The 24,883-nt window shown below is 68.1% G+C and carries 31 protein-coding genes and 3 tRNA genes; 24 read left to right on the forward strand and 10 right to left on the reverse strand.

Annotated features, from left to right (window positions below):
- Positions 1-725: tetratricopeptide repeat protein (locus QM582_RS01620; RefSeq protein WP_415081162.1), on the reverse strand; the 725-nt coding region annotated here is incomplete at its 3' end.
- On the reverse strand, positions 722-2,608 hold the full coding sequence (locus QM582_RS01625; RefSeq protein ID WP_415081163.1) for a hypothetical protein: 1,887 nt from the start codon (positions 2,606-2,608) through the stop codon (positions 722-724). The genes QM582_RS01620 and QM582_RS01625, both read right to left, overlap by 4 nt.
- Positions 2,609-2,617: 9 nt before the next feature.
- Here QM582_RS01625 and QM582_RS01630 point away from each other — a divergent pair, with 9 nt between their 5' ends.
- From QM582_RS01630 to QM582_RS01655, 6 genes are all read left to right on the forward strand, one after another.
- A complete protein-coding gene (locus QM582_RS01630) occupies positions 2,618-3,544 on the forward strand; it encodes a hypothetical protein (RefSeq protein ID WP_415081164.1) in 927 nt (308 codons plus the stop codon).
- A 32-nt stretch (positions 3,545-3,576) separates the two neighbouring features.
- Positions 3,577-4,752, forward strand: coding sequence for a tetratricopeptide repeat protein (locus tag QM582_RS01635; protein ID WP_415081165.1), 1,176 nt, complete (start codon positions 3,577-3,579; stop codon positions 4,750-4,752).
- Positions 4,753-4,895: 143 nt separating this feature from the next.
- Positions 4,896-5,522, forward strand: coding sequence for a hypothetical protein (locus tag QM582_RS01640; RefSeq protein ID WP_415081166.1), 627 nt, complete (start codon positions 4,896-4,898; stop codon positions 5,520-5,522).
- A complete protein-coding gene (locus QM582_RS01645) occupies positions 5,512-6,234 on the forward strand; it encodes a response regulator transcription factor (RefSeq protein WP_415081168.1) in 723 nt (240 codons plus the stop codon). The genes QM582_RS01640 and QM582_RS01645 overlap by 11 nt, the downstream gene beginning before the upstream one ends.
- Positions 6,231-7,184, forward strand: coding sequence for a sensor histidine kinase (locus QM582_RS01650; RefSeq protein ID WP_415081170.1), 954 nt, complete (start codon positions 6,231-6,233; stop codon positions 7,182-7,184). The genes QM582_RS01645 and QM582_RS01650 overlap by 4 nt, the downstream gene beginning before the upstream one ends.
- Positions 7,184-8,398 carry an OmpA family protein gene (locus tag QM582_RS01655; protein ID WP_415081171.1) on the forward strand — a complete coding sequence of 405 codons (1,215 nt, stop codon included), beginning with the start codon at positions 7,184-7,186 and terminating at the stop codon, positions 8,396-8,398. Before QM582_RS01650 ends, QM582_RS01655 begins: the two co-directional genes overlap by 1 nt.
- 142 nt (positions 8,399-8,540) lie before the next feature.
- On the opposite strand, the gene QM582_RS01660 is transcribed toward QM582_RS01655, so the two are convergent.
- The gene (locus QM582_RS01660) at positions 8,541-9,326 is read right to left on the reverse strand and encodes an NAD(P)-binding domain-containing protein (RefSeq protein ID WP_415081172.1); all 786 of its coding nucleotides are present in this window, start codon (positions 9,324-9,326) and stop codon (positions 8,541-8,543) included.
- 418 nt (positions 9,327-9,744) lie between these two features.
- Between QM582_RS01660 and QM582_RS01665 the strand changes: the two genes are divergently transcribed.
- From QM582_RS01665 to rplA, 13 genes are all read left to right on the forward strand, one after another.
- Entirely contained in the window at positions 9,745-10,251 is a 507-nt protein-coding gene (locus QM582_RS01665; protein WP_415081174.1) for a GNAT family N-acetyltransferase, read from the forward strand.
- Positions 10,252-10,321: 70 nt separating this feature from the next.
- A tRNA-Thr gene (locus tag QM582_RS01670) sits at positions 10,322-10,394 on the forward strand.
- Positions 10,395-10,454: 60 nt separating this feature from the next.
- Positions 10,455-10,530, forward strand: a tRNA-Met gene (locus QM582_RS01675).
- Positions 10,531-10,567: 37 nt separating this feature from the next.
- A complete protein-coding gene (rpmG, locus tag QM582_RS01680; protein ID WP_105184661.1) occupies positions 10,568-10,738 on the forward strand; it encodes a 50S ribosomal protein L33 in 171 nt (56 codons plus the stop codon).
- Between the two features lie 510 nt (positions 10,739-11,248).
- Positions 11,249-11,677 (forward strand): MaoC family dehydratase N-terminal domain-containing protein, encoded by a 429-nt coding sequence (locus QM582_RS01685; protein WP_415081176.1) that lies wholly within the window; start codon positions 11,249-11,251, stop codon positions 11,675-11,677.
- Positions 11,674-12,081 (forward strand): MaoC/PaaZ C-terminal domain-containing protein, encoded by a 408-nt coding sequence (locus QM582_RS01690; RefSeq protein ID WP_415081178.1) that lies wholly within the window; start codon positions 11,674-11,676, stop codon positions 12,079-12,081. The genes QM582_RS01685 and QM582_RS01690 overlap by 4 nt, the downstream gene beginning before the upstream one ends.
- Positions 12,074-13,153: a UDP-N-acetylmuramate dehydrogenase gene (locus QM582_RS01695; protein ID WP_415081180.1), complete on the forward strand. Its 1,080-nt coding sequence runs from the start codon at positions 12,074-12,076 to the stop codon at positions 13,151-13,153. The genes QM582_RS01690 and QM582_RS01695 overlap by 8 nt, the downstream gene beginning before the upstream one ends.
- Before the next feature lie 5 nt (positions 13,154-13,158).
- The gene (locus tag QM582_RS01700) at positions 13,159-14,358 is read left to right on the forward strand and encodes an aromatic amino acid transaminase (protein WP_415081181.1); all 1,200 of its coding nucleotides are present in this window, start codon (positions 13,159-13,161) and stop codon (positions 14,356-14,358) included.
- 152 nt (positions 14,359-14,510) lie between these two features.
- A tRNA-Trp gene (locus QM582_RS01705) sits at positions 14,511-14,583 on the forward strand.
- Between the two features lie 30 nt (positions 14,584-14,613).
- Entirely contained in the window at positions 14,614-14,988 is a 375-nt protein-coding gene (secE, locus tag QM582_RS01710; protein ID WP_415081183.1) for a preprotein translocase subunit SecE, read from the forward strand.
- Positions 14,989-15,017: 29 nt separating this feature from the next.
- On the forward strand, positions 15,018-15,818 hold the full coding sequence (nusG, locus tag QM582_RS01715) for a transcription termination/antitermination protein NusG (RefSeq protein WP_415081185.1): 801 nt from the start codon (positions 15,018-15,020) through the stop codon (positions 15,816-15,818).
- Between the two features lie 38 nt (positions 15,819-15,856).
- Complete coding sequence (gene rplK / locus QM582_RS01720; protein ID WP_415081187.1) at positions 15,857-16,288, forward strand: 50S ribosomal protein L11; 432 nt, start codon at positions 15,857-15,859, stop codon at positions 16,286-16,288.
- 128 nt (positions 16,289-16,416) lie between these two features.
- Positions 16,417-17,118 (forward strand): 50S ribosomal protein L1, encoded by a 702-nt coding sequence (gene rplA, locus QM582_RS01725; protein WP_415081188.1) that lies wholly within the window; start codon positions 16,417-16,419, stop codon positions 17,116-17,118.
- 160 nt (positions 17,119-17,278) lie between these two features.
- On the opposite strand, the gene QM582_RS01730 is transcribed toward rplA, so the two are convergent.
- The 3 genes from QM582_RS01730 to QM582_RS01740 form a co-directional block, all read right to left on the reverse strand.
- On the reverse strand, positions 17,279-17,752 hold the full coding sequence (locus tag QM582_RS01730; protein WP_415081189.1) for a GNAT family N-acetyltransferase: 474 nt from the start codon (positions 17,750-17,752) through the stop codon (positions 17,279-17,281).
- A 136-nt stretch (positions 17,753-17,888) separates the two neighbouring features.
- Complete coding sequence (locus QM582_RS01735; protein ID WP_415081190.1) at positions 17,889-18,188, reverse strand: hypothetical protein; 300 nt, start codon at positions 18,186-18,188, stop codon at positions 17,889-17,891.
- A 53-nt stretch (positions 18,189-18,241) separates the two neighbouring features.
- Positions 18,242-18,487: an integrase core domain-containing protein gene (locus QM582_RS01740; protein ID WP_415081191.1), complete on the reverse strand. Its 246-nt coding sequence runs from the start codon at positions 18,485-18,487 to the stop codon at positions 18,242-18,244.
- A 124-nt stretch (positions 18,488-18,611) separates the two neighbouring features.
- Between QM582_RS01740 and QM582_RS01745 the strand changes: the two genes are divergently transcribed.
- Both QM582_RS01745 and QM582_RS01750 read left to right on the forward strand, forming a co-directional pair.
- Complete coding sequence (locus QM582_RS01745; RefSeq protein ID WP_415081192.1) at positions 18,612-18,902, forward strand: transposase; 291 nt, start codon at positions 18,612-18,614, stop codon at positions 18,900-18,902.
- Complete coding sequence (locus tag QM582_RS01750) at positions 18,899-19,867, forward strand: IS3 family transposase (protein WP_415081194.1); 969 nt, start codon at positions 18,899-18,901, stop codon at positions 19,865-19,867. Before QM582_RS01745 ends, QM582_RS01750 begins: the two co-directional genes overlap by 4 nt.
- On the opposite strand, the gene QM582_RS01755 is transcribed toward QM582_RS01750, so the two are convergent.
- Genes QM582_RS01755 through QM582_RS01765 form a run of 3 tightly spaced genes read right to left on the reverse strand, consistent with a single transcriptional unit; the run spans position 19,824 to position 21,518 of the window.
- Positions 19,824-20,489: an IS3 family transposase gene (locus tag QM582_RS01755; RefSeq protein WP_415081195.1), complete on the reverse strand. Its 666-nt coding sequence runs from the start codon at positions 20,487-20,489 to the stop codon at positions 19,824-19,826. The two genes, QM582_RS01750 and QM582_RS01755, sit on opposite strands and share 44 nt — an antisense overlap.
- On the reverse strand, positions 20,486-20,719 hold the full coding sequence (locus tag QM582_RS01760; protein ID WP_415081197.1) for a transposase: 234 nt from the start codon (positions 20,717-20,719) through the stop codon (positions 20,486-20,488). The genes QM582_RS01755 and QM582_RS01760 overlap by 4 nt, the downstream gene beginning before the upstream one ends.
- The gene (locus tag QM582_RS01765; protein WP_415081199.1) at positions 20,709-21,518 is read right to left on the reverse strand and encodes a hypothetical protein; all 810 of its coding nucleotides are present in this window, start codon (positions 21,516-21,518) and stop codon (positions 20,709-20,711) included. Before QM582_RS01765 ends, QM582_RS01760 begins: the two co-directional genes overlap by 11 nt.
- A 277-nt stretch (positions 21,519-21,795) precedes the next feature.
- Here QM582_RS01765 and rplJ point away from each other — a divergent pair, with 277 nt between their 5' ends.
- Together rplJ and rplL are read left to right on the forward strand one after the other, a co-directional pair.
- Entirely contained in the window at positions 21,796-22,383 is a 588-nt protein-coding gene (rplJ, locus tag QM582_RS01770) for a 50S ribosomal protein L10 (RefSeq protein WP_415081201.1), read from the forward strand.
- A 17-nt stretch (positions 22,384-22,400) separates the two neighbouring features.
- Complete coding sequence (gene rplL, locus QM582_RS01775; RefSeq protein WP_415081202.1) at positions 22,401-22,793, forward strand: 50S ribosomal protein L7/L12; 393 nt, start codon at positions 22,401-22,403, stop codon at positions 22,791-22,793.
- Positions 22,794-22,980: 187 nt separating this feature from the next.
- On the opposite strand, the gene QM582_RS01780 is transcribed toward rplL, so the two are convergent.
- Positions 22,981-23,115, reverse strand: coding sequence for a hypothetical protein (locus QM582_RS01780; RefSeq protein WP_415081204.1), 135 nt, complete (start codon positions 23,113-23,115; stop codon positions 22,981-22,983).
- Between the two features lie 175 nt (positions 23,116-23,290).
- Between QM582_RS01780 and QM582_RS01785 the strand changes: the two genes are divergently transcribed.
- Positions 23,291-24,556: a helix-turn-helix domain-containing protein gene (locus QM582_RS01785; protein WP_415081270.1), complete on the forward strand. Its 1,266-nt coding sequence runs from the start codon at positions 23,291-23,293 to the stop codon at positions 24,554-24,556.
- The last annotated feature ends 327 nt before the right edge of the window (positions 24,557-24,883 follow it).

Here is a 24,883-nt window from a genome sequence, read left to right on the forward strand (position 1 = left end):
ATGGGTAGGAGTTCAGCGAACGCGGCGGCAGCACCAGCCGCATCACCAGCTCGCCCGCGGCAGTAGGCGAGGTTGTGGCGGGCAATCAGGGTGTCGGGATGTTCGGGGCCGAGCACCCGCTCCCGGATGGGCAGGAGTTCGGCGAATGCGGCGGCAGCACCAGCCGCATCACCAGCTTCTCCGCGCCAATAGGCGAGTTCGTGGCGGGTGGTGAGGGTGTCGGGATGTTCGGGGCCGAGCACCCGCTCCTGAATGGGTAGGAGTTCAGCGAACGCGGCGGCAGCACCAGCCGCATCACCAGCTCGCCCGCGGCAGTAGGCGAGATTGCTGCGGGTGGTCAGTGTGTCGGGATGTTCGGGGCCGAGCACCCGCTCCCGGATGGGTAGAAGTTCAGCGAACGCGGCGGCAGCACCAGCCGCATCACCAGCTTCCCCGCGCCAGCGGGCGAGGTTGTTGCGGGTGATCAGCGTGTCGGGATGGTCAGCACCCAACAGGTTGCTGATCGGCTCCAGATACTGCTGCCACCGATCCCGCGAAGCCGTTGGCGATACCTCGGACGACACAGCAACCAAGGCGTCGACGGCGCCTGACGCATCCCCGGCGGCCAGTTCGTGGCCTGCCCAGGCGTCCTCGGCGTAGCGGCGGGTCGGCTCGTCCCAGCCCTTCCGATGCAACGTTCTCAGCGCGGCGGCGATGATCCGGTGCGGGTTGTCGACCGGACTCATGTCTGGTTCGCCGAAGTGAGTGCTCGGGCGATTTCGAGGTGTGCGTAGCCGACGTGTTCGTCGGGGAAGCCGGCACGGCCGCGGATGATCAGCGGGCCGAGGGTGGCGATGATGGTGCCGAGGTCGGCGTCGGTGATGTCGTGGTCGAGTTCGACGAGTGCCTGTTTCAGAACCACGAGCGGGAGGACCGGACCGATGCCGGTGACGCCGAGCAGTTGGGCGATGTCTTCGGTGATCGTGCGCAGCACCGGGTTAGCAAGTCGTCCGAGACCCTGGTTGAAGAAGGCGCGGGCGGCGGTGGCGAGGTCATACGTCCCCGGATCGTCGGTCAGCTGTTCGAGCAGCCGCACCGTCAGCCAGCCGCTGTCGATGATCTCGGTCGTGTTCTGGGCGATGACGTCCGCGAGCCAGGGAGCACGGTCGGCGTCGGGCAGGTCTCCCCAGGTCGGTGGTTCGATCCGGGTGACCAAGCCATGTTCGGTGAGCCGCTCGGGCAGAGCGCGGTCGGTTTCGCGGACGCCGACGATCACCCGCAGTCGATTGAGCCGGTCGTCGGCGGTGAGTGTGGTGACCAGGTCGAGGAACGGCGATTCCTGGTCGGAGTGGACCTGGTCGAGCCCATCGAGAACGATCTGTACCGGTTCCTTGGTCGGGTCGAGGCTGCGGGCCAGCGGAAGGACCAGTTCGCGGTCGAGCAGGCTGGTGGTTCCAGGCAAGACCTTGGCTTTGATCTCCTCATCGACCTGCCGTCGGGCCTGGGCGAAGGCAGAGGCGAACGCCGGCGTCTGATCATCGCCATCGTCGCCGCCCTTTGCGAGCTGATCGGCGATCTCGACGATGACAGCGTCCGGGGTGGTGATCCGGCTCAGGAAGGCGGCCGCACTGATGTTACTGGCGATCGCCTGGCCGCGTCGGTCAAGCTGGGGGCTGATCAGCGTGGCCAGCAAGGTGGTCTTTCCTGAACCCGCAGGCCTAGTGACCACCCGCAGCCTTCTGTAGATGTGCTCCTTCACCCGTTGCAGCGCGATCTGCTGACTGCGGCTGAGCGAGACCTGTCCAGCGACCTGATCGAGCAGCCCGGCATCGGGACGGTCGAGCAGTGCATGCCAGGCCCTGGTGCGATTGCGCAACAGCCACAATGCCCGATCATGGCTGCCGACGAGATTGATGCGGCCGTTCATATACGACAGATGCGCCGGTGACTGTGCGGCACACGCGGTGGCGAGCAGCGGGTAAACATCGGCTGGGTGGATCGTTTCGCCCGCATGCGTGATCCCGGTCGTCAGGGCATCGGTGATGGTCTTGGTGAAGCAGCCGTAGTAGGCGTTCCCCTCGTCGGACGCGACCAGCACCTCGAGACGACTGCCCCGCGGGTTGCTCAAGTCGAGCGCCGCCTGGATGGGGACGCCACCGGCTGAGCAGGCATCCACCAGGAGGATCAGGCCGTTCAATCCAACGGCGTCACTGCTGCCGAGCACCTCGGACAGGAACGGCACGAGATGGAGGCTCGTCTCCGATGGCGCCTCACGCGATGAATCGCTGTACTGCAGATAGAAGGCAGGCGGTTGGTAGTGGCGCTCGCGGACGACCCCGTGACCGAGGAACGACAACAGGAGCGTCTGCTGTCCGCGTGCTGCCTCGGCCACTGCGGCGAGAATCGTGTCCTTGGCCTCTCTTGAGGTCGGGTTGAGCACCGGTCCCTCGACGGTCCATTCGTCCTTCAGTGCTTTGGCCAGGCCAGCGGCGATCTCGGGCACGAAATCGAGCCGCTCGTCTTCTGATGCTCCGTGTTCGGATGCGATGACCAGGGCCCGACGCATAATCACCACCGTTGATGCAAGGATGAACCGACAAGCGAAAGCTACCGTTTCGGCGACGGTCATGGAGGGATGATGGCGCGGGTTGTTCTGGTCCACGGGATCGCCCAGTCGTTGAAGAGCGCCGACACCCTCGAATCCACCTGGCTGCCGGCGTTGGCGGGCGGCATCCGCAATGCCGGCTACTCGGAGTTGGCGGACCGGCTGTGGCGCGACCAGCGTCCAGGCGATCTGACTGCCCGGATGGCGTTCTACGGCGACCTGTACCGCACCCCGGGCGCTCAGGGGCCGGGGGACCTCCAAGCGACCGATCCAGAAGCCATCGAACTCGAGCAGCAACTCGCTCTCGCCTGGCTGACTGCCGCCGCCGAGCGGGCTCCGGACGCCAACGATCGTCGCGCGGCGCAGCAGGCCATCGCACAGCTCACCCCGACCTCAGGGGCACAGGGGCTCGGGGCCGTCGGATCGGTAGCACTCGACCGGCTGGCGCGCATCCGCTGGCTCGCCCCGGTCGGATTCGGATTCGCCGCTGCCTTCGTAAAGCAGGCGCTGCGCGAGGTCAGCCTGTATCTCACCGATCCGACCATTCGCGTCACCGCCCAGAACCGGGTGCTGGGACAGATCGATGAGGAGACCCAACTCGTGATCGCCCATTCCCTGGGCTCGGTCGTCGCCTACGAAGCCCTGCATCGCACCGACCAGAAGGTGGCGTTGATCACCATCGGATCACCCCTGGCGTTGCGGACGATCATCTACGAACGAATCCAGCCGCAACCACCAAGCGTGCCGCCGTCGGTCATGGGCTGGTCGGACTTCGCCGACCGCGACGACCTGATCGCTGTGCACACCTCGCTTCAGGACGATTTCGCCCCGGGAGCCGGCTCGGCAACATCGGTCAATCCGACTTTCCGGGTGGACAACGGCCGCCATGCCCACGATGCCGGGCACTACCTGACGGACAAAAGCCTCGGCCACGCCGCCGCCGAAGCGCTGTCGACATGACCCTGTCCCGTCCAGACCGCACACCTCACCAGGTGCTCGCCGCAGCCCTTCGCTCGCTTCACGAGAAGGGCTGGGACGACGCCACGCGCCGTTATGCGGAGGACAGCTGGGCCGACCACGAGTTGGCCTCCGGCGATGCCTCGGGCGCTGTGAAGGCATTGGTTGCGGTGTCGTCGCCGTTGACACCTACGGCGTCTCGTGATCGCTGGCAGCAGTATGTGGAACCGATCAGCAGCCTGTTGGGTCCCGGCCATCCCGATACCCTCGCGGCACGCCACAGACTGGCCTACTGGTGCGGGGAAGCGGGTGACTGGGCTCGTGCCGCCGACTTGATCGCCGATCTGGTCCACGTCCGGATGCGTGGATTGGGTGCCGAGCACCCTGAGACCCTGCGCACCCGCCACAATCTTGCTTTCGCTCGCGGGGAAGCGGGTGATGCGACTGGTGCTGCCGATCTGCTCGCCGAAGTTCTGCCTATCTTCGGGCGGGCGCTGGGCACCGACCATCCCGAGACCCTGCGCGTCCGCAGCAATCTGGCTCGCTGGCGAGGGGAGGCGGGTGATGCGGCTCATGCCGCGGAGACGCTCGCTGAACTACTCCCAATCCAGGAACGGATCCTGGGTGTTGAGGATCCCGATGCTCTCGCTACGCGCAGCAATCTGGCTCGTTGGCGAGGGGAGGCGGGTGATGCGGCGGGTGCCGTAGAGGCGCTTGCTGAACTGCTCCCCATTCAGGAACAGGTCTTGGGTGTTGAACATCCCGGCACTCTTGTTACCCGCCATGAACTCGCTTCCTGGCGCGGGCAGGCGGGTGATGCGGACGGTGCCGTAGAGGCGCTTGCTGAACTCCTCCCTATTCAGGAGAAGGTGTTGGGTGTCGACCATCCCGCCGTACTTTCCACGCGCAACAATCTGGCTCGTTGGCGAGGGGAGGCGGGTGATGCGGCTGGCGCCAGAGCGGAGTTCGCCAAACTTGTGCTCGTCTGTGAACGGGTGCTGGGTGTCGAGCATCCCGGCACTCTCACGGCTCGCCATAACCTCGCTTCTTGGCGCGGGCGGGCGCGTGATGCGGCCGGTGCTGCTGCCGCATTCGCTGAACTTCTCCCCGTTCGGGTGCGAGTGCTCGGAGCCGACCACCCCAACACCCTGATCACCCGCGACAGTCTCGCGTACTGGCGTCACCGGGCGCGGGAGCAGGGTGACGAGTAGCAACGTCGGGCGAGCAACACACTGAGCCGCGGCGCCGTCGGCGCCACCATGTCGCCGGACTGCGACCGTATTGCGACACCCCGGCCACCCTCGGGACACGGCCGACCAATAGCGTGGACTCGTCAGTTCACGAGAGGGATCACATGACGAACCAGCGCCCCCGGCTCGCCCGCATCATCGCCGCCGGAACCGCCCTGCTGCTCACCGCCGGCTGTAGCGTCTCGGTGGGCTCCGATGCTCCGTCCGCACCTGCCGCTCCGTCCGCACCGGGATCGCCGGCCGCCACCGCGTTCGAGCCGGCCCCGGGAACGACCCAGCCGCAGCCCAGTGAGGACGCGGTGCCCGCCGGCGCCAAGCCGGTCGACGGCCTGGTCGCCGCCGCCACCCGGGAGGCCAAGCGCACCACCGCGACCATCAAGGGCGACTCCAGCGGTACCCGCTACGACTCGGCGCTGTCGCTGTGGGCCGGCTGCGACGGCGGGGTGGACGAGGTCGTCTTCGGCGTCGCCGGGCACCAGATCTTCCAGGGCAAGCTGGGGCTGCGGACGTCCGTCCCCGACGACATCGTGATCCAGGTGCTGATCCTGGCCGACGGTGAGGCGGTGCAGAACGTCCAGCTGGACGGCACCAACCCGACCCCGGCGCTGCTGCCGGTCCGCTTCCTGATCAAGGGCAAGAAGACGGTCACCACCCGCACCAAGGTGGTGCAGGGCACCTGCTCCAGCTCCGACGACTCCTACGCGGTGCTGGTGGACGGCTATGTCCACTGACCGGCCCCGGCTGCTGCTGGTCGACGACGATCCCGGGATCACCTCCGGCCTCAGCCCGATCCTGGAGCGCGACGGCTTCGCGGTGACCGTTGCCGAGGACGGCCTCGCCGCGCTGAGCACGGTCGCCGCCGGCGGTGTCGACATCGTGGTGCTGGACGTGATGATGCCCGAGCTGGACGGACGCGAGACCCTGCGCCGGATGCGCCGCACCGGCCACACCGTCCCGGTGGTGCTGCTCACCTCGGTGGGGGAGGCCGCCGAACGGGCCCGCGCCCTGGACGAAGGCGCCGACGACTACCTGAACAAGCCGTTCGACGCCGGTGAGCTGATCTCCCGGGTCCGCGCCGTGCTGCGCCGAAGCGCCGCCGGCAAACCCACCCTGACCAGCGCACCCGTGCTGGTCGCCGGTGAACTCCGGGTCGACCGGGCGGCCCGCCGGGTCTGGCTGGCCGGACGCGAGCTGGCGCTCACCCCGAAGGCGTTCGCCCTGCTCGACCATCTGATCACCCACCCCGACGAGGTCGTCTCCAAGCCGCGGCTGCTCGAAGTGGTCTGGGGTTACGACGACCCGGTCGGCACCCGCGCCATCGACCACCGCATCTCCGAGCTGCGCCGGGTGCTCGCCGACGACCCGGCCCACCCGCGCTGGATCCGCACCGTCCCCGGCGTCGGCTACGCCTTCGTCGCCCCGGTCAGTCAGGGCTCCCGATGAGTCCGGCACAGCGGACGGCCGTCGCCGTCGCAGCCATCGGCGCGATCAGCGCGCTGGTGGTCTGGTTGGTGGTGCCGCAGACCCGGGTGATGTTCGCCGTCTCACCGGCGCTGTTGCTGCTGATCGGCACCGTCCTGGTCGCCGCCGCCAGCCTGGCCGTCGGACGCCTCGCCCGCAGCCGCGACGCCCTGATCGCCGCGGGTGACCGCCGGGTCGAGCAGGCCGCCGCGGAGGTGGAGGCCCGGCTCAGCTCTGAACGCGGCCGGCTGCTGGGCCGGATCGACCACGAACTGAAGAACCCGGTGATGGCCACCAACCTGGCCCTGGACGCCCTGCGCGCGGCCCCGGCCGGCAGCCCGCAGGCGACGGACGCCGTCGAGGTCATCGCCACCCAGTCGGCCCGGCTCGGCGCGCTGCTCACCTCGCTGCGCAAGATCGCCGACGTCGAGCACCGTGACCTGGACATCGAACAGGTCGACCTCGGCGAACTGCTCACCGCCGTCCGGGACGCCTGCTCCACCACGCAGGCCGGCGTCCAGCGGCACTGGTCGCTGACCCTGCCGCAGGCGCCCTGGCCGCTGCCGCCGATCGCGGCCGACCCCGATCTGCTCTACCTGGCCCTGTACAACCTGACCGACAACGCCGTGAAGTACTCCCGTCCCGGCGACCGGATCGAGATCCGCGCCAGCGAATCCGAGGGCGGCATCGCCGTCGTGGTCGCCGACACCGGCGCCGGCATCCCGGCCGCCGAGGTGCCCGGGGTATTCGACGAACTCTCCCGGGCGTCCACCGCCCGCGGCATCCCCGGCCAGGGACTCGGCCTGGCCCTGGTCCGCTCGGTCGTCGGACGCCACGGCGGCCGCGTCCACCTCGACTCCCGGATGGGCGTCGGCACCTCGGTGTCGCTGTGGCTGCCGATCCGTCCCACCATCCCCGAAAGGAAGCCGTGATGCCCCGTCCCCTGATCGCCGCCGTCGCCGGCGCCGTCCTGCTCACCGGCTGCTCGGTCAGCGTGAGCAGCGGCGAGCCCAGCCCCAGCGCGCCCGCGACGACCACCGCGCCCGAGATCACCACCGCCGCGCCCTCGCCCAGCAGCACCGGCACGGTCGCCGCGGACGCCGTCCCGGGCTACCAGCCGGGGCAGTTCCCGCCGGTCCCGCTGTTCAGCCTGCCGGACGTCTCCCGGCTTTCCACCGCCGGCAAATCGCTGCGCGACAAGCTGCAACCCACCCTGAAGAGCATCCCCGGCGTCAAGATCACCGCGGTGCGCTGCACCAAGGACGGCGAATACTCCAACGCCGACTCGGGGCTGGTGCTGTACGGGGACGGGTCCGGCAGCTACGTCGGACCCGACGGCAGCTACTCCCGCGGCCGGGACGGCTCGGAAACCTCGGTGAGCGACCGCGAGTCGATCACCCGGGACGGCAAGGGCGGCGGCACCTACGTCAGCTCGGACGTTTCGATCACCAACTCCGGGGACGGCTCCGGCACCTACGTGGACGCCGACCTGTCGGTCACCATCGACGGCAAGGGTGGCGGCACGTACGTGAGCAAGACCGAGTCGATCACCAACTCAGGGGACGGTTCCGGCACGTACGTCAGCGGCAAGGTCTCGATCACCAACGACGGCAACGGCTCGGGCACCTACGTCGACGGCCAGGTGTCCATCGCCAACGACGGCAACGGCACCGCGAACGTGGTCGGCCCGACCTTCTCCGGCGATGTGCCGGCCGATCCGCTGCCGCCCGTCCCGCCGTTGGGCAAGTTCCCGCCGGTCGTCCAGCTGCTGCCCAAGGTGAACATCTGCGGGTTCGTGATCACCCTGGCCGACGGGGTGCTGTTCGACTTCGACAAGGACAACATCCGCGCCGACGCCGCCGACACCCTCGACAGGGTGTCCCAGGCGCTGGGCAAGGTGGGCAACAGCCAGATCCGGATCAGCGGCCACACCGACGCCATCGGCACCGACTCCTACAACCAGGGCCTGTCCGAACGCCGCGCCGCCTCGGTGGAGCAGGCGCTGCGGCAGCGCGGCGTGTCGGCGCCGATGACCGCCAAGGGCTACGGCGAGGCCAAGCCGGTGGCGCCCAACCAGCTCAACGGCAAGGACAACCCGGCCGGACGCCAACTCAACCGCCGAGTGGAGATCTTCGTCCGCACCTGATGTGAGCAATGTCGCTGGTTGAGCTTGTCGAAACCTGTTCCAGCGCGGTCTCGACAAGCTCGACCAACGTCGAGTTCCGCTGGTTGAGCTTGTCGAAACCTGTCCCAGCGCGGTCTCGACAAGCTCGACCAACGAACCGGCGCTACGACGTCGACAGATGAGCCAGCATGTCGTCTAGGCAGTGCGCCACGGTGTCGTACAGTCCCGCGGCGCGCAGGGCGTCCACCAGATGCTCGTTCAGCCCGCCCGGAGTGGCGTGCTGCCGGGCCAGGGCGGTGAAGTCCGTGCTGTGCGCGAACCCGGCGGTGGCGCCGGCGAACACCGACGCCAGCAGCCGCTGCGCGTCGTCCAGCTCGACGCCCTGGCCGGCCAGCCAGACGCTGATCGTCTCCAGGTAGGCCAGGTGGGCGGCGACCGTGGCGCTGGCCACCGAGGTGGCGTCCAGCAGGTTCTCGGACGCCAGCGGCATCGAGCCGCCCAGCCCGTCGAACAGTTGCTGCGCCGCGGAACCGGGCGGGTACAGCGGTGTCACGCTGCTTCGTTCCGCCACCGCGGCCGCCGGGATCGCCCGGGAGATCTCCGCCACCGGCCCGATCAACTGCGCCAGGTGCTCGGACGAGAAGGACGCCATCGCGCTCACCACCCGCTGCCTCTGGTCCAGCCGAATCGAGGCCAGCGCCGCCTCGGCGTCCTGGGGGCGAAGGCACAGCAGCACCGTCGCCGCGGACGAGGCGGCCTGCTGATTGTCCGCGGCCACCCGGACGGTGGGGTAGCGCTCCGCCAGCCGCGCGCTGCGCTTCCGGCTCCGCGGGGACAGCACGACTCGCGGCGGCGCGTCCACCCCGTCGCACAGCCCGGTGACGATCGCCTCCGCGATCGACCCGACGCCGAGCACCGCATAGTCGGCGCTGAACTTCTGGTCGGTCATCTCGCTCCGTTCCTGGGACGATGGGGACGGTTCTTTTCGTCCCACGCGACCTCGTCGTCGGCCGTCTCGCTCCTCGGTGGGACGATGGGGACGGTTCCTATCGTCCCACGCAACCCCGTCCTCATGTCGCTCCCGAACTCCAGCCGAGGTCGCGATCCGGTCCGGTCGGACGCTCTCGCGGTCGCGATGCTGCCGACCGTGCCGGCAGGGCTGTCGGTTGGCCGTGCCGAGGCTCCCGGACGGTGACAGGTGCCGTCCGGCCGGCAGCTTCCCGCGCCGCCGCCCTGCACGCACCTGAGCACCTTCTTCTCACTCGACGTGGTTCCGCCACGACTTCGCTCGTCGGCGGCACTCAGGCACGCACTGGAACGACGCCCAACTCGACCGCACTACCTGTGGAACCTCTTAAGCTGGCCCCATGCTGATGCAGTGTGGCTTGCCCCTGCCCGCGCCGGAGACTCCGGCCGGGATCACCCTCCGGCCCCAGGCGCCCTCGGACGCCGAGGCGCTGGGCGCGCTGTACTGGGACTCCTACCCCAAGGGTGCGGCCGCGGTCGACCTGGAGGACGCCGTCGAGGAGATGGAGGGCGTCTTCGACGGTGAGTACGGCATTCCGGTCGAGGAGGCGTCCCTGGTCGTCCAGGACGCCGACGGCAACCTGATCGGCTGCGTTCAGACGGTGACCAGCCCGCCCTGGGAGGGCATCCCGGCGGTGCCGTTCGTGATCGAGCTGTTCGTCCATCCCGACCACCGGCGCCGCGGGCTGGGCAGCCTGCTGTTGCTGTCGGCCGGGCAAGCCTGCCACGACAAGGGCTGGGAGAGCATGGCGCTGAACGTCCAAGAGGAGTCCGCGGGCGAAGCGCTGCACCTGTACCGGCGGCTCGGCTTCGCCGAGATCACCCCGGTGGGCGCCGTCGAGGGGTAGCGCCGCGCCACGCCGACGTGGCCGATTTGAGCACGACGCGATCCCTCGTGTAGTGTTTCACGCGGTCCAGGCCCCTATAGCTCAGTCGGCAGAGCGTCTCCATGGTAAGGAGAAGGTCTGCGGTTCGATTCCGCATGGGGGCTCTGCGTTTGGAGTTGGTGGAATAACCGCCCATCATGCCCGGTTGGGTACTCCGAACGGGCGGCGGGATAGCTCAGGCGGTAGAGCAAGCGGCTCATAATCGCTGTGTCGCGGGTTCGAGTCCCGCTCCCGCTACCAAGGACCGGCAACTGCAAGACGAGAGAGAGCAACCGCGATGGCCAAGAAGCAGTCGGAGATTCGTCCGAAGATCACCTTGGCGTGCACCGAGTGCAAGGAGCGCAACTACATCACCAAGAAGAACCGGCGTAACGACCCGGATCGTCTTGAGTTGAAGAAGTTCTGCCCCAAGTGCCACCTGCACACCGCGCACCGCGAGACTCGCTGAGCGTAGCCAAGAGGGCCGCCCGCACACGCGGGCGGCCCTCTTCGCGTGCCCGCACCATCGTCCGCCACCCTGCGCTCGCCTAACTATTTCGGGCTCGCTGAACTCGGCGAGCGCTGGACAGTTGGACGAGCGCTGGACAGTTGGGCCAGTGCTGGATAGTTGGGCGAGCGCTGGATAGTTGGACGAGTGCTGGACAGCTCGGCGAGTGCTGGACCGTTGGGCGAGCGGGGGTGGCGCCCCCGGTGCCGACCGAATGGGTCGGCGATGTCGAGATCGCACACCGCTGGTGGGAAGGCCCGCCGGTTTCGGGTCGCTACACGAGATCGGCGAGGTTTCCCGCGATCGAGCAGCGATCTCGACATCGCCGGTTCCCAGGGTCGACATCGCCGGTTCCCAGGGTCGACATCGCCGGTTCCCAGGGTCCGCCGTCCCCGTCGAGGAATCACCGTTCCCGAGATCGCCGGGCGACGCCACCCGACCGGGTCGGTCCCCACGCACTACCCTGTGGCCATGATCAGCGACATCCACGTCGGACGGACCTACCCGCCGACCGCGCCCTACCTGGTGAGCGCCGCCAAGGTCGCCGAGTTCGCAGCCGCTCTCGGGGACGCGGACAACCCCGCCTGCGCCGGCCCGGACGCCGTCGCACCGCCCACCTTCGCGGCGGTGCTGTCCTCGGCCGCCTGGGGCGCCATGTTCGACGATCCAGAGCTGGAACTGTCGCTGAGCAGCACCGTGCACACCGACCAGCGGTTCAGCTGGAGCCGTCCGCTGCGGGTCGGGGACGCCGTCACCGCCACCCTCACCATCGACCGGGTCCGGGCCCGCGGCACCAGCGCCTTCATCTCCATCACCGTGACCCTGGACGCCGACGGCGAGCGGGTCTGCGACGCCGCGTCCACCCTGCTGCACAGCTGGCCCGAGGAGAAGGTGGCATGACCGACGTCCAGGTCGGCACCGTGCTGCCGAGCATCACCACCGCCTTCACCCGGAGCACGCTGGTCCGCTACGCCGGCGCGTCCACCGACTTCAACCCGATCCACTACTCCGATCGTGCGGCCGCCGAGCTCGGCCTCCCGGACGTGATCGCCCACGGCATGCTCACCATGGGCAGCGCGCTGCGGGTGGTCACCGACTGGTGCGGCGACCCGGGCCGGGTGCTCAGCTACTACGTCCGCTTCGTCAAGTCGGTCCCGGTGCCGGACACCGCGGACGGCTCCACGGTGACCTTCGGGGGTACCGTGACGAAGGTGGAGGACGGCATCGCCACCGTCACCATCGAGGCACTCTTCGACGGCGCCAAGGTGCTCGGCGGCGCCAAGGCGGAGGTGCGCATTGACTGACCTGATCGCCGGCAGCACGACCCGGCTGGCCGACCACACCACGCTGCGGGTCGGCGGACCGGCCCGCCGCTGGATCGAGGCCACCACCGAGGACGAGCTGGTCGCCGCCGTCCGGGACGCCGACGCGGCCGGCGAGCCGCTGCTGATCCTCGGCGGCGGCTCCAACGTGCTGGTCGGCGACGACGGCTTCGACGGCACCGTCGTGCACGTCGCCACCAAGGGCATCGAACTGGCCGGCGGCTCCTGCACCATCGACGAGCCCGGCGCCGCGATGTGCGGGGGAGCCGTCATCCAGGTCGCCGCCGGTGAAAACTGGGACGACTTCGTCGCCCACGCCATCGCCCAGGAGTGGCGCGGCATCGAGGCCCTCTCCGGCATCCCGGGCAGCGTCGGCGCCACCCCGATCCAGAACGTCGGCGCCTACGGCCAAGAGGTGGCCGACTGGCTGTGGTCGGTGCGCACCTGGGACCGGCAGACCGGCAGCTTCCGCACCTTCGCCGTTGGCGACTGCGGCTTCGGCTACCGGACGTCGCGGTTCAAGTCCGAGCCCGGCCGTTACGTCGTGCTCAGCGTCACCTTCCAGTTCCGCCAGGGCACCCTGTCCACCCCGATCCGGTTCGGCGAACTGTCCCGCTGGCTCGAGTTGGACGGCCGGGGCCGGGCCCCGATGACGGACGTCCGCGAGGCCGTCCTGGAACTGCGCCGCGGCAAGGGCATGGTGCTGGACGCCGACGACCACGACACCTGGAGCGCCGGCTCGTTCTTCACCAACCCGATCCTGGACGCCGAGGCGGCCGCGACCCTGCCCGACCAGGCCCCGCGGTTCCCGCAGGCCGACGGACGGGTCAAGACCAGCGCCGCCTGGCTGATCGAGGCCGCCGGCTTCCACAAGGGCTTCGGCACCCCGCCGGCCACCCTGTCGACCAAGCACACCCTGGCGATCACCAACCGCGGGGGAGCCGGCAGCGGCGACCTGCTCGCCCTGGCCCGGCAGATCCGCGACGGCGTCCGGGATGCCTTCGGCGTCACGCTGGTGCCCGAGCCCGTGCTGGTCGGCGTGACCCTAGACTGAGGGCCATGTCCCTCTTCAGCGCAGTTCCGCTTGCCCCGCGCGACCCGATCCTGGGCCTCACCGAGGCCTTCGTCGCCGACACCAACCCGAAAAAGGTCAACCTCGGGGTGGGCGTCTATCAGGACGCCACCGGCAAGCTGCCGCTGCTGGAGTGCGTCCGGCGGGCCGAGCAGCGACTGGCCGAGGACCCGAAGCCGCGCGGCTACCTGCCGATCGACGGGCTGCCGGGCTACACCAAGGCGGTCCGTGAGCTGGTCTTCGGTGCCGACTCCCCGGCGGTCGCCGAGGGCCGGGTGGTCACCGTCCAGGCGCTGGGCGGAACCGGCGCGTTGAAGATCGGCGCCGACTTCCTGCGCCGCTTCGACCCGGACGCGAAGGTGCTGATCTCCGACCCGTCCTGGGAGAACCACGAGGCGTTGTTCACCCGGGCCGGCTTCACCGTCGAGACCTACCGCTACTACGACGCCGCCGCCAACGGCGTCGACATCGAGGGCATGCTGGCCGACCTGGCCGCAGCCCCGTCCGGAACCGTCGTGGTGCTGCATGCCTGCTGCCACAACCCGACCGGCTACGACCTGACCCCGCAGCAGTGGGAGCGGGTGATCGAGACCGTCACCGCCGCCGGCCTGGTGCCCTTCCTCGACATGGCTTACCAGGGCCTCTCCGAGTCGCTGGACGCCGACGGCGCCGTCGTCCGCCGCTTCGCCGAGACCGGCCTGCCGGTGCTGGTATCCACCTCGTTCTCCAAGAGCCTCAGCCTCTACGGCGAGCGGGTCGGGGCGCTGTCGGTGGTCTGCGCGGACGCCGAGGAGGCGGCCCGGCTGCTCTCCCAGGACAAGATCGTGATCCGGACCAATTTCTCCAACCCGCCCACCCACGGTGCACAGTTGGCCGCCACCGTGCTCATCGACCCCGAGCTGCGGGCCTTGTGGATCGAGGAATTGGGGGCCATGCGCGACCGGATCAAGGCGATGCGGCTGCGGCTGGTCAGCGGGCTGGAGGCGGCCGGCATCACCGACATGGGCTTCATCGCCACCCAGGTCGGCATGTTCAGCTACTCCGGCCTGACCAAGGAGCAGATGATCGCCCTGCGCGAACGGCACGGCGTCTACGGCACCGACAAGGGACGAATCTGCGTCGCCGCGCTCAACGAGGCCAACGTCGACCACGTCTGCGCGGCGATCGCGGACGTCCGGCGAGGCTGAGCCGGTCTCGGTTCGACGCGGCCCGGCAAGCCCGCTAGACTTCTTGTCTTGGTGGCCTCACCTCAGATGGCCCATGCCCACAGCGCTCAACCAGGCGGGTGGGTGCGGAGCCCACAAGGCACCGGGCGCGATCTGAGGCCGGGGCACCACGAAGGGCAATAGCTCAATTGGCAGAGCAGCGGTCTCCAAAACCGCAGGTTGGGGGTTCAAGTCCCTCTTGCCCTGCTGGGACGGGTCGAGTGCGAAGGATCGTGTGTGGCGGACAAGGACAATGCCGAAAGCGAAAGCGGCGTTCCGGCTGCCCAGGATCCGGCGCGTGAGGTAGCGCGAGCGGCGGCGAGCAGCCGTCCGGTCCGCAAATCGTCGCCGGCGGAAGAGACTTCGAGCGGCACCAAGGGCCATGCGACCCCGAAGCGGCGCGCGGGTGGAACCGCCCGGGCCAAGAAGCGCACCACACCGGTCGGCTTCGTCCGCGAGTCGGCGGGGGAGCTCCGCAAGGTGGTCTGGCCGACGGCGACCCAGCTGCGGCAGTACTTCATCGTCGTGCTGGTCTTCGTTCTGCTGATCATCCTCTACGTCAGTGCCCTGGACCTGCTGTTCGGCTGGGGCCTGCTGCAGATCTTCGGCTGAGCAGAGAAGTCAACGAGAGAAGCAACACTGTGTCTGATACGCATGCCACCAACGAGCCCGACTTCGAGATCGATCTCGGTCCGGCCGACGCTGCCGCACCCTCGGACGACTTCGAGGTCGATCTGGGCGTCGACTCCACCGACGAGCCCGACGACGACGGCCTCTCGATCGACCTCAGCGAGCCCGAGCCGGCCGCCGAGGACGACGCGGAGAGCGACGCCAGCGACGAGGCCGTCCTGGAGGCGCTGCGCGAGGAACTGCGCGGCCAGATCGGCGACTGGTACGTCATCCACACCTACTCCGGCATGGAGAACCGGGTGAAGCAGAACCTGGATTCCCGGGTGAAGACGCTCGGCATGGAGGAGTACATCTTCGAGACCGTGGTGCCCACCGAAGAGGTCGTCGAGACCCGCAGCGGCACCCGCAAGACGGTCACCCGGACGGTGCTGCCCGGCTACGTGCTGGTCCGTATGGAGCTGACCGACGCGTCCTGGGCCGCGGTGCGGCACACCCCGTCGGTGACCGGCTTCGTGGCCCACGCCAACGCTCCGGTGCCGCTGTCCCTGGACGAGGTGCACAAGATGCTGGCCCCGGCCGCGCTGGCCAAGGCCGCAGCCGCGGCGTCCGGGCCGAAGAAGCGCACCCGCAAGGTCGAGGTCGCCGACTTCAAGGTCGGAGACTCCGTCATGGTCGTCAACGGCCCCTTCTCCGGGGTGCACGCGACGATCACCGAGATCAACGCGAACAGCCAGCGGCTCAAGGCGCTGGTGGAGATCCTGGGTCGGGAGACCCCGGTCGACCTGACGTTCAACCAGATCGCCAAGGTCTAGTTCGCGAACCCGAAACACAACGAGTTAAGGACCCACACATGCCTCCCAAGAAGAAGGTAGCGGCCATCGTCAAGGTCGCCCTGAACGCGGGTGCGGCGACCCCGGCTCCGCCGGTCGGCACCGCGCTCGGCCCGCACGGCGTCAACATCATGGAGTTCTGCAAGCGGTACAACGCAGAAACCGAAGCCATGCGCGGCAACGTGATCCCGGTCGAGATCACCATCTACGAAGACCGGACCTTCACGTTCGTCACCAAGACCCCGCCGGCCGCTGAGCTGATCAAGAAGGCCGCCGGCGTGAAGAGCGGCTCCGCGCGTCCGCACACCGACAAGGTCGGCAGCATCACCGCCGCCCAGGTGCGCGAGATCGCCACCACCAAGCTGCCCGACCTGAACGCCAACGACATCGAGGCCGCCGCCAAAATCGTCGAGGGCACCGCCCGTTCCATGGGCATCACCGTCGACGGCTGACATCAGGCATCCGTTGGTCGAGCTTGTCGAGACCTCGGAACTGAACACCAAACCCCGCGGCAGGACGTCGTCCGTACCGCACCTGGCAGATCGGCCACACGGGGCCGACATCACAAGGAGACCAGAACATGAAGCGCAGCAAGGCTTACCGGGCCGCCGCAGACAACCGCGACGCGACCCAGCTCTACACCCCGGAGGAGGCCCTGGCGATCGTCAAGAACAACGCCAGCGCCAAATTCGACGAGACGGTCGAGGTCGCGATGCGGCTCGGTGTCGATCCGCGGAAGGCGGACCAGATGGTCCGCGGCACCGTGAACCTTCCCAACGGCACCGGCAAGACGGCAAGGGTCCTCGTCTTGGCCACCGGTGAGAAGGCTGCGGAGGCCGTCGCGGCCGGCGCCGACGAGGTGGGTGCCGACGACCTGATCCAGAAGATCTCCGGCGGCTACTTCGACTTCGACGCCGTCGTGGCCACCCCGGACATGATGGGCAAGGTCGGACGCATCGGCCGGGTGCTCGGCCCGCGTGGCCTGATGCCGAACCCGAAGACCGGCACCGTCACCATGGACGTGGCCAAGGCCGTCGCCGACATCAAGGGCGGCAAGATCGAGTTCCGCGTCGACCGGCACGCCAACCTGTGCTTCATCGTCGGCAAGGCGTCCTTCGCGCCCGAGAAGCTGGCGGAGAACTACTTCGCCGCCCTGGACGAGGTGCTGCGGCTCAAGCCGTCGTCCTCGAAGGGCCGGTACCTGAAGAAGGTCACCGTGGCGTCGACGATGAGCCCGGGCGTCGGCGTCGACCCGACCCGGACGAAGCCCGCCGAGGTCTGAGCCGACCGAACTCGCACGAACGTCGCGGCCCGGCGTCCCCATCGGACGCCGGGCCGTTCCACGTCCGGGCTTCTGTCGCTCCCCGTCCAAACGCTCGCCTAACTATTTGGGGCTCGCTGAACTCAGCGAGCCCCAAATAGTTAGGCGAGCGCCGGGGAGGTCAGAGGCGCTTGCGCATCGCGAAACTGACCAGGGTCACCGCGTTCACCACCGGAGCCAGCTGTTCCTCCACGACGAACCCGCGGCGCTCAAGCAGCGGACGCAGCAGCAGGCTGGCGCTGACCGTGAGGGCGTCCAGGCCCGCCGATCGCGCGCGTGATTCGACCTCGTCGAGGAGCCGGCCCGCCACGCCACGGCGTCCGAACTCGGGCGACACGAACAGCATGTCGATGTAACCCTGTGCGTCGAGGTCGGAGAAGCCGACCACGGTGTTGTCGATCACTGCGATGATCGTCGCCGGAGCCGATCGCGCCGCATGCCAGGCCGGCAGGTTGTCCTCCGGCGGCCCTGCCCAGGCGACCACCTGCTCGGCGGTGTAGCGCTGCGCACCGGTGACCGTCACCGCGTCCCGGAACACCTTCAGGGTCGGCGCGGCGTCGTCCTCGGTGTAGTCACGCAGCTGTATTCCGCTCATCCGAGAATGGTCGCAGACCGCACAACCGACCGTCCGTCCACCGAACGCTCGCCTAACTACTTCGGGCTCGCTGAGTTCAGCGAGCGCTAAGTAGTTAGGCGAGCGCGAGGGAGGCCCCCGATCCTGATGCCTCATGTCAAGATGCCCGCGTAGCGGGAGTCGTTGACTCATCTGAAGTTGCCCGTGTGCGGGTGCCCATTTTGGTGCGGCTGAGGTAGACGTGGTTGGTCTTGGCGCGGCGTTGGACTTGGCCGCGGCGGCGGGCGAGTTCGAGCAGGTTGCCTTGGATGTCGCTGATCTGGTGTTTGAGTCCGAGCAGGTCGGTGTCGTGGTGCAGGGCGCCGAGCCGGGCCCGGTCGTGGGGGTCGAGCAGGTCGTGGTGGTGGCCGAGGAGCCGGTCCAGGGGTGTGGTGGCGGTGTCGTAGCGTTTCGACACTTTCGCGCCGGTGTGATGTGTTTCCGAATTTTCGGACGGTGACTTTTTGTGTTTTACGCTGCTTTGGTTGATGTTTGCCGGTGTTCCTGCGCGGTTTCGGCGGGCGTCTTGTAGCCGAGCGCGGAATGGATCCTGATCCGATTGTAGAACACTTCGATATATTCCGCAATGGCGCGGCGGGCGTGTTGCTGGGTGGGAAACGAGGTGCGGTAGACGAGTTCGTTCTTCAACGCGGCGAAGAACGACTCGGCGAGGGCGTTGTCCCAGCATTGCCCGCGGCGACCCATCGAGGACCGCATATCCAGCGTTTTCAGATGGCTGGCGAACTGGCTGCTGGTGTATTGGGTGCCACGGTCGGAATGGAAGATCGCGCCGGGTGAGGTTCCCCCCGGACCGTAGAGGCATCAGCTATAAGGAGTAGCGATGTCAGAGAAGCGGAAGAAGTACGACCAGGAGTTCCGTGAGGGAGCTGTCCGGATCGTCGAGGAGACTGGGAAGCCGATCGCGCAGATCGCTCGCGACCTGGGTGTGAACGAGGGCACCCTGGGCAACTGGGTGGCTCGGGCCCGGCAGGCCGGTGAGGGTCGCGGCGAGTTGTCCACGGATGACTTCGAGGAGTTGAAGCGGCTGCGGGCGGAGAACGCCGAGTTGCGGATGGAGCGTGATGTCCTCAAGCGATCCGTGGTCCTGTGGGTGAAGGAGGCGACGAAGTGAGCGTGGCACGCTTCATCGCTGACCAGAGGACCAACTACCGGGTGCCGCACACGATCGTTTGTGCCCTGCTCGGGGTGTCTGTGGCCTGGTTCTACAAGTGGATCACCCGAGCCATGGGACCGTCCGCAGCCAGTGGCCTGCACACGCCGCGGGATCGTCGCCGCGACACCATCGACCGCGCCGTGGCGGTCGCATTCAAGAAGGCTCGGGGGCTGCACGGCTCCCCGCGGTTGCATGCCGACCTGATCGATGACGGTTGGAAGGTGAGCGAGAAGACCGTCGCGGACTCGATGCACCGGCTGGGCTTGGTGGCACGGCGAATCCGTCGTCGCAACGGTCTGACAAGGCAGGACAAGACTGCACCCACGTTTCCCGACCTGCTCAGGAGGGACTTCACAGCGGATCGGCCCAACACCAAGTGGGTGGGTGACATGACCGAGATCCCCACCGTCGATGAGCACGGTCGCCCCGGCCCGAAGCTGTATTTGGCGACCGTGATCGACCTGTACTCGCGGCGTCTGCTCGGTGCCGCGACCGGGCTGCATCCCGATGCCGAGCTGGCCTGTTCAGCGATCAAGATGGCCGTCGCGGCTCGCGGCGGCGTCGACGCGGTGAACCAGCCCGGTTGGCGTGACGACGACTCCAAGCGGGTCATCTTCCATACCGACCGGGGCTCCACCTACACGGCGAAGGTGTTCACCAAGCTGTGTCGCAAGCTCGGCATCCGTCAGTCGATGGGTCGGGTCGGCTCCTGCTTCGACAACGCCGCTGCCGAGGCGTTCTTCAGCAGCCTGGAATGGGAAGTCCTCTCACGACACGAGTTCGCCAACCCCCGCCAGGCCCAGGCCGTTGTGCTGGACTGGTGCTACGGGTTCTACAACCACGACCGCCGACACAGCACCATCGGCATGATGAGCCCGATCACCTACGAGACCACCACGGCCCCCGCCCGGGAAGCCGCATAGAGAAGTCCTCCACGATTCGGGGGGAACCACAGGGTTCGACGGCGCCTTTGTCGTGGGCCATCGTGACAGCGTCACAGACCAGGTCGGCGCGCATGTGGCTGGCCATCGACCAGCCGATGACCTCGCGGGTGCAGCAGTCGATCACGGTGGCCAGATACAGCCAGCCGGCCCAGGTACGAATGTAGGTGATGTCCCCGACGAGCTTGACGCCGGGCTGGGTGGCGGTGAAGTCGCGGCCGAGCAGGTCCGGCGGCGTGGTGTCCGGGTCCGGGTCGGCCTGGGTGGTGGTGCGGTAGGCGCGCGGCTGGCAGCCGGCCAAGCCGAGCTCGGCCATGATCGCCCGGACCAGGTTGAGCGAGCAGCCAGCCACCACAGGGTCGGTGCTGGCGGTCACCAGGGCGTGCACCCGGCGGACCCCGTAGGTGCCGCGGCCACGCTGGAACGCGGCCCGGACGTAATCGGCGACCACGGCCCGCCGGCGGGCCCGCGCCGACGGCACCGCACGCTCGTGGTCGTAGAAGCCCGACGGCGATACGCCCAGCCAACGGCACATCGACCGCACCGGGAACGGGCTATTCACGGTTGCCTTCTCCGCAGCGATGAACTCGTACCGCTGAGTCACTGTTGCTCCCTCGCGAAGAAGGCTGCCGCTTTTTTTAAGAAATCCCGCTCCAGCCGGAGCTCGCGATTCTCCCGCTCCAACTCCTTCAACCGGGCCCGCTCATCCACACTGAGTTCCTCACTGGCCGGGTTATCGGCACGATACCTCGCCACCCAGTTCCCCAGCGTGCCCTCGTTGATACCCAGATCACGAGCCACCTGCGCGATCGGCCGGCTCGTGTCAACCACCATCCGCACCGCCTCTAACCGATACTCGGCAGTAAACTTCCGATACTTCCCCACAATGACCTACCTCCCTGGAACCAAATGTCCCATTCAAGGCCACCGTCCGAACGGAAGGACACACCTCAGTGTGGAGTTGTTCCAGGCCGGCGGCGACGATCCGTTCGCCCTTGGAGTGCACGGTGATGGTTTCGGTCCAGCCGGTGGCGATGTCGGTGGCGTCGAGGCTGTAGTGGAACGGGCCGTTGTTGTCGCCGCCTTCATGACCGACCAGGTCGATCTGCAGGAAGCCGGGGATGGTGTCGTTCCACTCGGCCCAGGTCTTCAACGGGATCGAGGTCTTCAACAACGATCCGGGCCGGGTATGGGACAAGCCCTTCTGGGCGACCAGCCCGGTGCGGGCCGGGGCGAGGCGGCGGTCGATGGTGGCTGCGGACATGGCCCGGACCTGGTCGACGACCTCGGCTGGCACGGTGTCGAGGTGGCCGTGTCGGGCCAGGTTGGCCAGTGTCTGGTCGAGTGCGGGTCGGAGCCGTTTCCCGCAGGGCCCGTCCAGCACAGCCCAGCACTGGGTGAGCAACTCCACCGCTGTTTGGTCGTAACGCTGGACCGGCACCCGGGGTTGGCGTGGGCCAGGCTCGGGTCGGGTGAGCATGGTCCGGATCGCCTTGCGGGCATGGTCACGATGCCACCCGGTCACCTCACACACCGCGTCCAGGATCGCCCCCTTCTCGGTCTTGGTCGCCTTCGGCCACTTCGCCAACTGGGCCTTCGTGATCGCCTTCCGTGCCGCCAACGTGAGCTCCATCCGTCACCGATCCCACGCGGGCAACTTCCGATGAGTCAACGACTCGCGCTACGCGGGCATCTTGGATGAGTCAACGCGCCGATTTGGCCGCCTCGGACGCCGTGTCATAGACTGAGCGGAGCCGAAGACCGCTGGTGGCACCACTCGGTGCCCTAAGGATCAACGATCGCCCGCGCAGGTACTCCAGAACAGCTCGTCACGAGTTCGCCCCGGGTAGCCCTGCGCGCCGGGGTTTTTCCATGTCCGAGGCAGATCAACGGAAGTGGGAAGGAGACTCATGGCGAGGGCCGATAAGGCCGCAGCCGTTGCGGAGCTGAAGGACAGCTTCACCAACGCGGCTGCCGCTGTACTGACCGAGTACCGCGGTCTCACCGTGAAGAGCCTGCAGGAATTGCGCAGGTCCTTGGGTGAGGACGCCACCTATGCCGTTGCGAAGAACACGCTGACCACGATCGCCGCCCGCGAGGCGGGCATCGACGGCCTGGAGGATCACCTCGCCGGCCCGACGGCGATCGCGTTCATCTCCGGTGACGTTGCTACCGTCGCCAAGGGACTGCGTGACTTCGCGAAGGCGAACCCGCATCTGGTCATCAAGGCTGGCGTCATGGACGGTCGTGTCCTGGACGCCGACGGGGTTAAGAAGCTGGCCGATCTGGAGTCTCGCGAGGTTCTGCTCGCGAAGCTGGCCGGTGCCATGAATGGCAATCTGGCGAAGGCCGCTGGCCTGTTCGCCGCCCCGCTCAGCCAGGCCGCTCGCGCCCTGGCAGCCCTGTCCGAGCAGAAGCAGGCCGGGGACGCCCCGGCAACCGATGCAGCGCCCGCTGCGGAGGCCACCGAAGACGCGGCTGACGCTGCATCGAAGTAAAACGAAAGGAACACATCATGGCGAAGCTCAGCACCGACGAACTCCTTGACGCCTTCAAGGAGATGACCCTGATCGAGCTCTCCGAGTTCGTGAAGCAGTTCGAGGACACCTTCGGCGTGACCGCTGCCGCTCCGGTGGCCGTTGCCGCCGCCGCGCCCGCCGGTGGCGGCGTCGAGGTCGTCGAGGCCGAGGAGGAGAGCTCCGAGGTCGACGTGATCCTCGAGTCCGTCGGCGACAAGAAGATCCAGGTCATCAAGGAGGTGCGCGCGCTCACCGGCCTGGGCCTCAAGGAGGCCAAGGATCTGGTCGAGGGTGCCCCGAAGACCGTCCTGGAGAAGGTCGCCCGCGACGCCGCGGCGAAGGCGAAGGAGGCCCTGGAGGCCGCCGGCGCTGCCGTCTCGGTCAAGTGAGCTGACTCACTCGTACCACCCACTCGGCGGTGGAACCCCTCAGGGGGTTCCACCGCCGAGTCGTTTCCGGCGGACGCGAGCCGGCCGGCGGACCGGCGGAGTCCCGAGCGGGCATGCAGAAATCGGCGGCGGACACGGTGGTCCGCCGCCGATCTGTCTTGCGGGGGTGGGTGGGCTAGCTAGTGGGTCAGCGGTACGACCGGCTGACGGGCCAATCGCCGAAGCCGCCCGCCTGGTTCGACGCATGCGAAGCAACGGGGACGGTGGAGATGGCGAGGAGCACCGCGGTGGCAATGAGCGCCTTACGGATTGTCTTGTTCATTTTCCCCCCTGGGAGGATGTCTTGGGTCTCGGTGTTGACAAAAACTACCGGGACTTGACGAAGCTGTCAACTAGTAGTCAGACTAGGGTCAACTGGTAGTCAGACTAGGTTGGAAAAAGCCCCGAGGAGGTGTGTCTTGACCGCTTCGCTGACCCAAGACGGGTTTGGCGCTCGGTTGCGGGCGACTCGCAAACGGCTCGGTATGTCGCAGGCCGAACTCGGCGGGGATCGCTACACCGGTAGCTATATCTCGCATCTGGAGAGCGGGCGTCGAGCGGCCCCGCCCGATGTCGTCGAGTTCCTGGCCATGCGGCTGGGAGTGACTGCGGACGAACTCGGCATGGAGCCGTCCTTGCCCGAACCGATCGACAGCTACGACAACACGCTGGCGCTGGAGCACCTGCTGGTCGCCGAGCGTGCCTGGTACGACCGCGACTGGACGACCGCGGGGGAGTTGGCCACCCGGGCCGCGACCGCGGCGCTGGAGGCCGGGCAGCCGGAGCGGCATTGGCAGGCGCTGTACGTCCGCGCCCAGGCCGCCCTGGCCGAGGGTGAGTTCGTGGACGCCATCCACTTCGCCGAGTCGCTGGCGCGGCACCAGGTGGCGGCGGCATCGCCCACCCTGCGGGCCCAGGCGCTGTGCCTGTCGGCCACCGCGCACCGGGTGGGCGACGAGTTGCCGATGGCCCTGGTGCATGCCGGGCAGGCCGTCGAATTGGCCCGTGGGGCCCCGCCGATCGTGCTGGCCGACGCACTGATGTGCCTGATCAGCGCCGCATTGGAGGCTGGCCGGGCGACCGCGGAGACCGATCGGCTGTGCACCTGGCTGGAGGACGTCTCGCTGCAGGTGGAGTCCTCGCACGCGCGGGGCGCCATCTACTGGGCGCTGGGCACCGCCGCGTTCAAGTCGGGCAACGTGGCCAAGGGCGTCGAATGGCACGACCTGGCGCTGGAGGTGCTGAATCCGCGGCGGGACCTGCGGCTGTGGTTGCGGCTGAATCGATCGGCGGCCAACTGTCGGCTGGACGCCGGCATCACCGACGGCGTCCCCGAGATGCTCGAAGTGGCCCGCGGCGGGTTGACCCTGATCGGAACCACTTTCGACGTCTTCGAACTGCGCGAGGCCGAGGCCAAGCTGGCCCTGCTGGAGGGCCGGCCGACCGAGGCCGCGGAAATGGTCACCGCGCTGCTGGCCGATCCGGCGATGCGCCCGGCGGTGGTGAGCAATGGCAGCGGTGAGGAATTACTGGCCGAGATCGAACTCGATCTGGGCCATTCCGAGCAGGCTCGGGCGGCATTCGTCAGGGCCGCCGGGGCCTACGCGAAGCAGGAGAAATTCCGCAAAGCCAGCCAGTGCTGGCAGCGTGCCGCTGACCTCCAAGACCTGCATGTCCAAGATATGGACAGCCCAAATGGAGAAGTTGACAGGGCTGTCAAGTAAGTGGTGTCATTGAGATGTCGACGACACAACCCCCCGATAGTGTCGTTGATGGGCACTGCTGGTCGGTGTTCGCCTGGTGAGGTTCCTCCCGTTGCCCCAGGCGGACACCGATTCAGTGTTTCCGGGCCATTCTCGTTCCCGGGCCGGACCAGCGCAATTGCTAACCTGGGCCGGCGCCCGCTGCCCTGCCGGAGGCCGGGTCGCGCGCGGTCCTCTCGATCCGGCCGATCCGAGGCGCTCCGCGGCCGGGTCGCGGGCGATCGGAGGCCGTGCGGCGCCGCCCCGGACGCGCCGACGAGGAGGTCGACGAGGACAGGGGTTGGCAAG

The organism is Micropruina sp., assembly GCF_047607385.1.
Taxonomy (GTDB): Bacteria; Actinomycetota; Actinomycetes; order Propionibacteriales; family Propionibacteriaceae; genus Micropruina.

Bases quoted from the DNA above. Each gene is read 5' to 3' on its own strand.
- QM582_RS01765 (WP_415081199.1), bottom strand. From the start codon at position 21,518: ATGGAGCTCACGTTGGCGGCACGGAAGGCGATCACGAAGGCCCAGTTG.
- QM582_RS01660 (WP_415081172.1), bottom strand. From the start codon at position 9,326: ATGACCGACCAGAAGTTCAGCGCCGACTATGCGGTGCTCGGCGTCGGG.
- QM582_RS01640 (WP_415081166.1), top strand. From the start codon at position 4,896: ATGACGAACCAGCGCCCCCGGCTCGCCCGCATCATCGCCGCCGGAACC.
- QM582_RS01690 (WP_415081178.1), top strand. From the start codon at position 11,674: ATGACCGACGTCCAGGTCGGCACCGTGCTGCCGAGCATCACCACCGCC.
- rplA (WP_415081188.1), top strand. From the start codon at position 16,417: ATGAAGCGCAGCAAGGCTTACCGGGCCGCCGCAGACAACCGCGACGCG.
- QM582_RS01760 (WP_415081197.1), bottom strand. From the start codon at position 20,719: ATGGTGGTTGACACGAGCCGGCCGATCGCGCAGGTGGCTCGTGATCTG.
- rplL (WP_415081202.1), top strand. From the start codon at position 22,401: ATGGCGAAGCTCAGCACCGACGAACTCCTTGACGCCTTCAAGGAGATG.
- QM582_RS01730 (WP_415081189.1), bottom strand. From the start codon at position 17,752: ATGAGCGGAATACAGCTGCGTGACTACACCGAGGACGACGCCGCGCCG.
- QM582_RS01685 (WP_415081176.1), top strand. From the start codon at position 11,249: ATGATCAGCGACATCCACGTCGGACGGACCTACCCGCCGACCGCGCCC.
- QM582_RS01780 (WP_415081204.1), bottom strand. From the start codon at position 23,115: ATGAACAAGACAATCCGTAAGGCGCTCATTGCCACCGCGGTGCTCCTC.
- QM582_RS01665 (WP_415081174.1), top strand. From the start codon at position 9,745: ATGCTGATGCAGTGTGGCTTGCCCCTGCCCGCGCCGGAGACTCCGGCC.
- QM582_RS01740 (WP_415081191.1), bottom strand. From the start codon at position 18,487: ATGCGGTCCTCGATGGGTCGCCGCGGGCAATGCTGGGACAACGCCCTC.
- QM582_RS01630 (WP_415081164.1), top strand. From the start codon at position 2,618: ATGGCGCGGGTTGTTCTGGTCCACGGGATCGCCCAGTCGTTGAAGAGC.
- rplJ (WP_415081201.1), top strand. From the start codon at position 21,796: ATGGCGAGGGCCGATAAGGCCGCAGCCGTTGCGGAGCTGAAGGACAGC.
- QM582_RS01645 (WP_415081168.1), top strand. From the start codon at position 5,512: ATGTCCACTGACCGGCCCCGGCTGCTGCTGGTCGACGACGATCCCGGG.
- QM582_RS01625 (WP_415081163.1), bottom strand. From the start codon at position 2,608: ATGACCGTCGCCGAAACGGTAGCTTTCGCTTGTCGGTTCATCCTTGCA.
- QM582_RS01655 (WP_415081171.1), top strand. From the start codon at position 7,184: ATGCCCCGTCCCCTGATCGCCGCCGTCGCCGGCGCCGTCCTGCTCACC.
- rpmG (WP_105184661.1), top strand. From the start codon at position 10,568: ATGGCCAAGAAGCAGTCGGAGATTCGTCCGAAGATCACCTTGGCGTGC.
- QM582_RS01650 (WP_415081170.1), top strand. From the start codon at position 6,231: ATGAGTCCGGCACAGCGGACGGCCGTCGCCGTCGCAGCCATCGGCGCG.
- QM582_RS01745 (WP_415081192.1), top strand. From the start codon at position 18,612: ATGTCAGAGAAGCGGAAGAAGTACGACCAGGAGTTCCGTGAGGGAGCT.
- rplK (WP_415081187.1), top strand. From the start codon at position 15,857: ATGCCTCCCAAGAAGAAGGTAGCGGCCATCGTCAAGGTCGCCCTGAAC.
- QM582_RS01700 (WP_415081181.1), top strand. From the start codon at position 13,159: ATGTCCCTCTTCAGCGCAGTTCCGCTTGCCCCGCGCGACCCGATCCTG.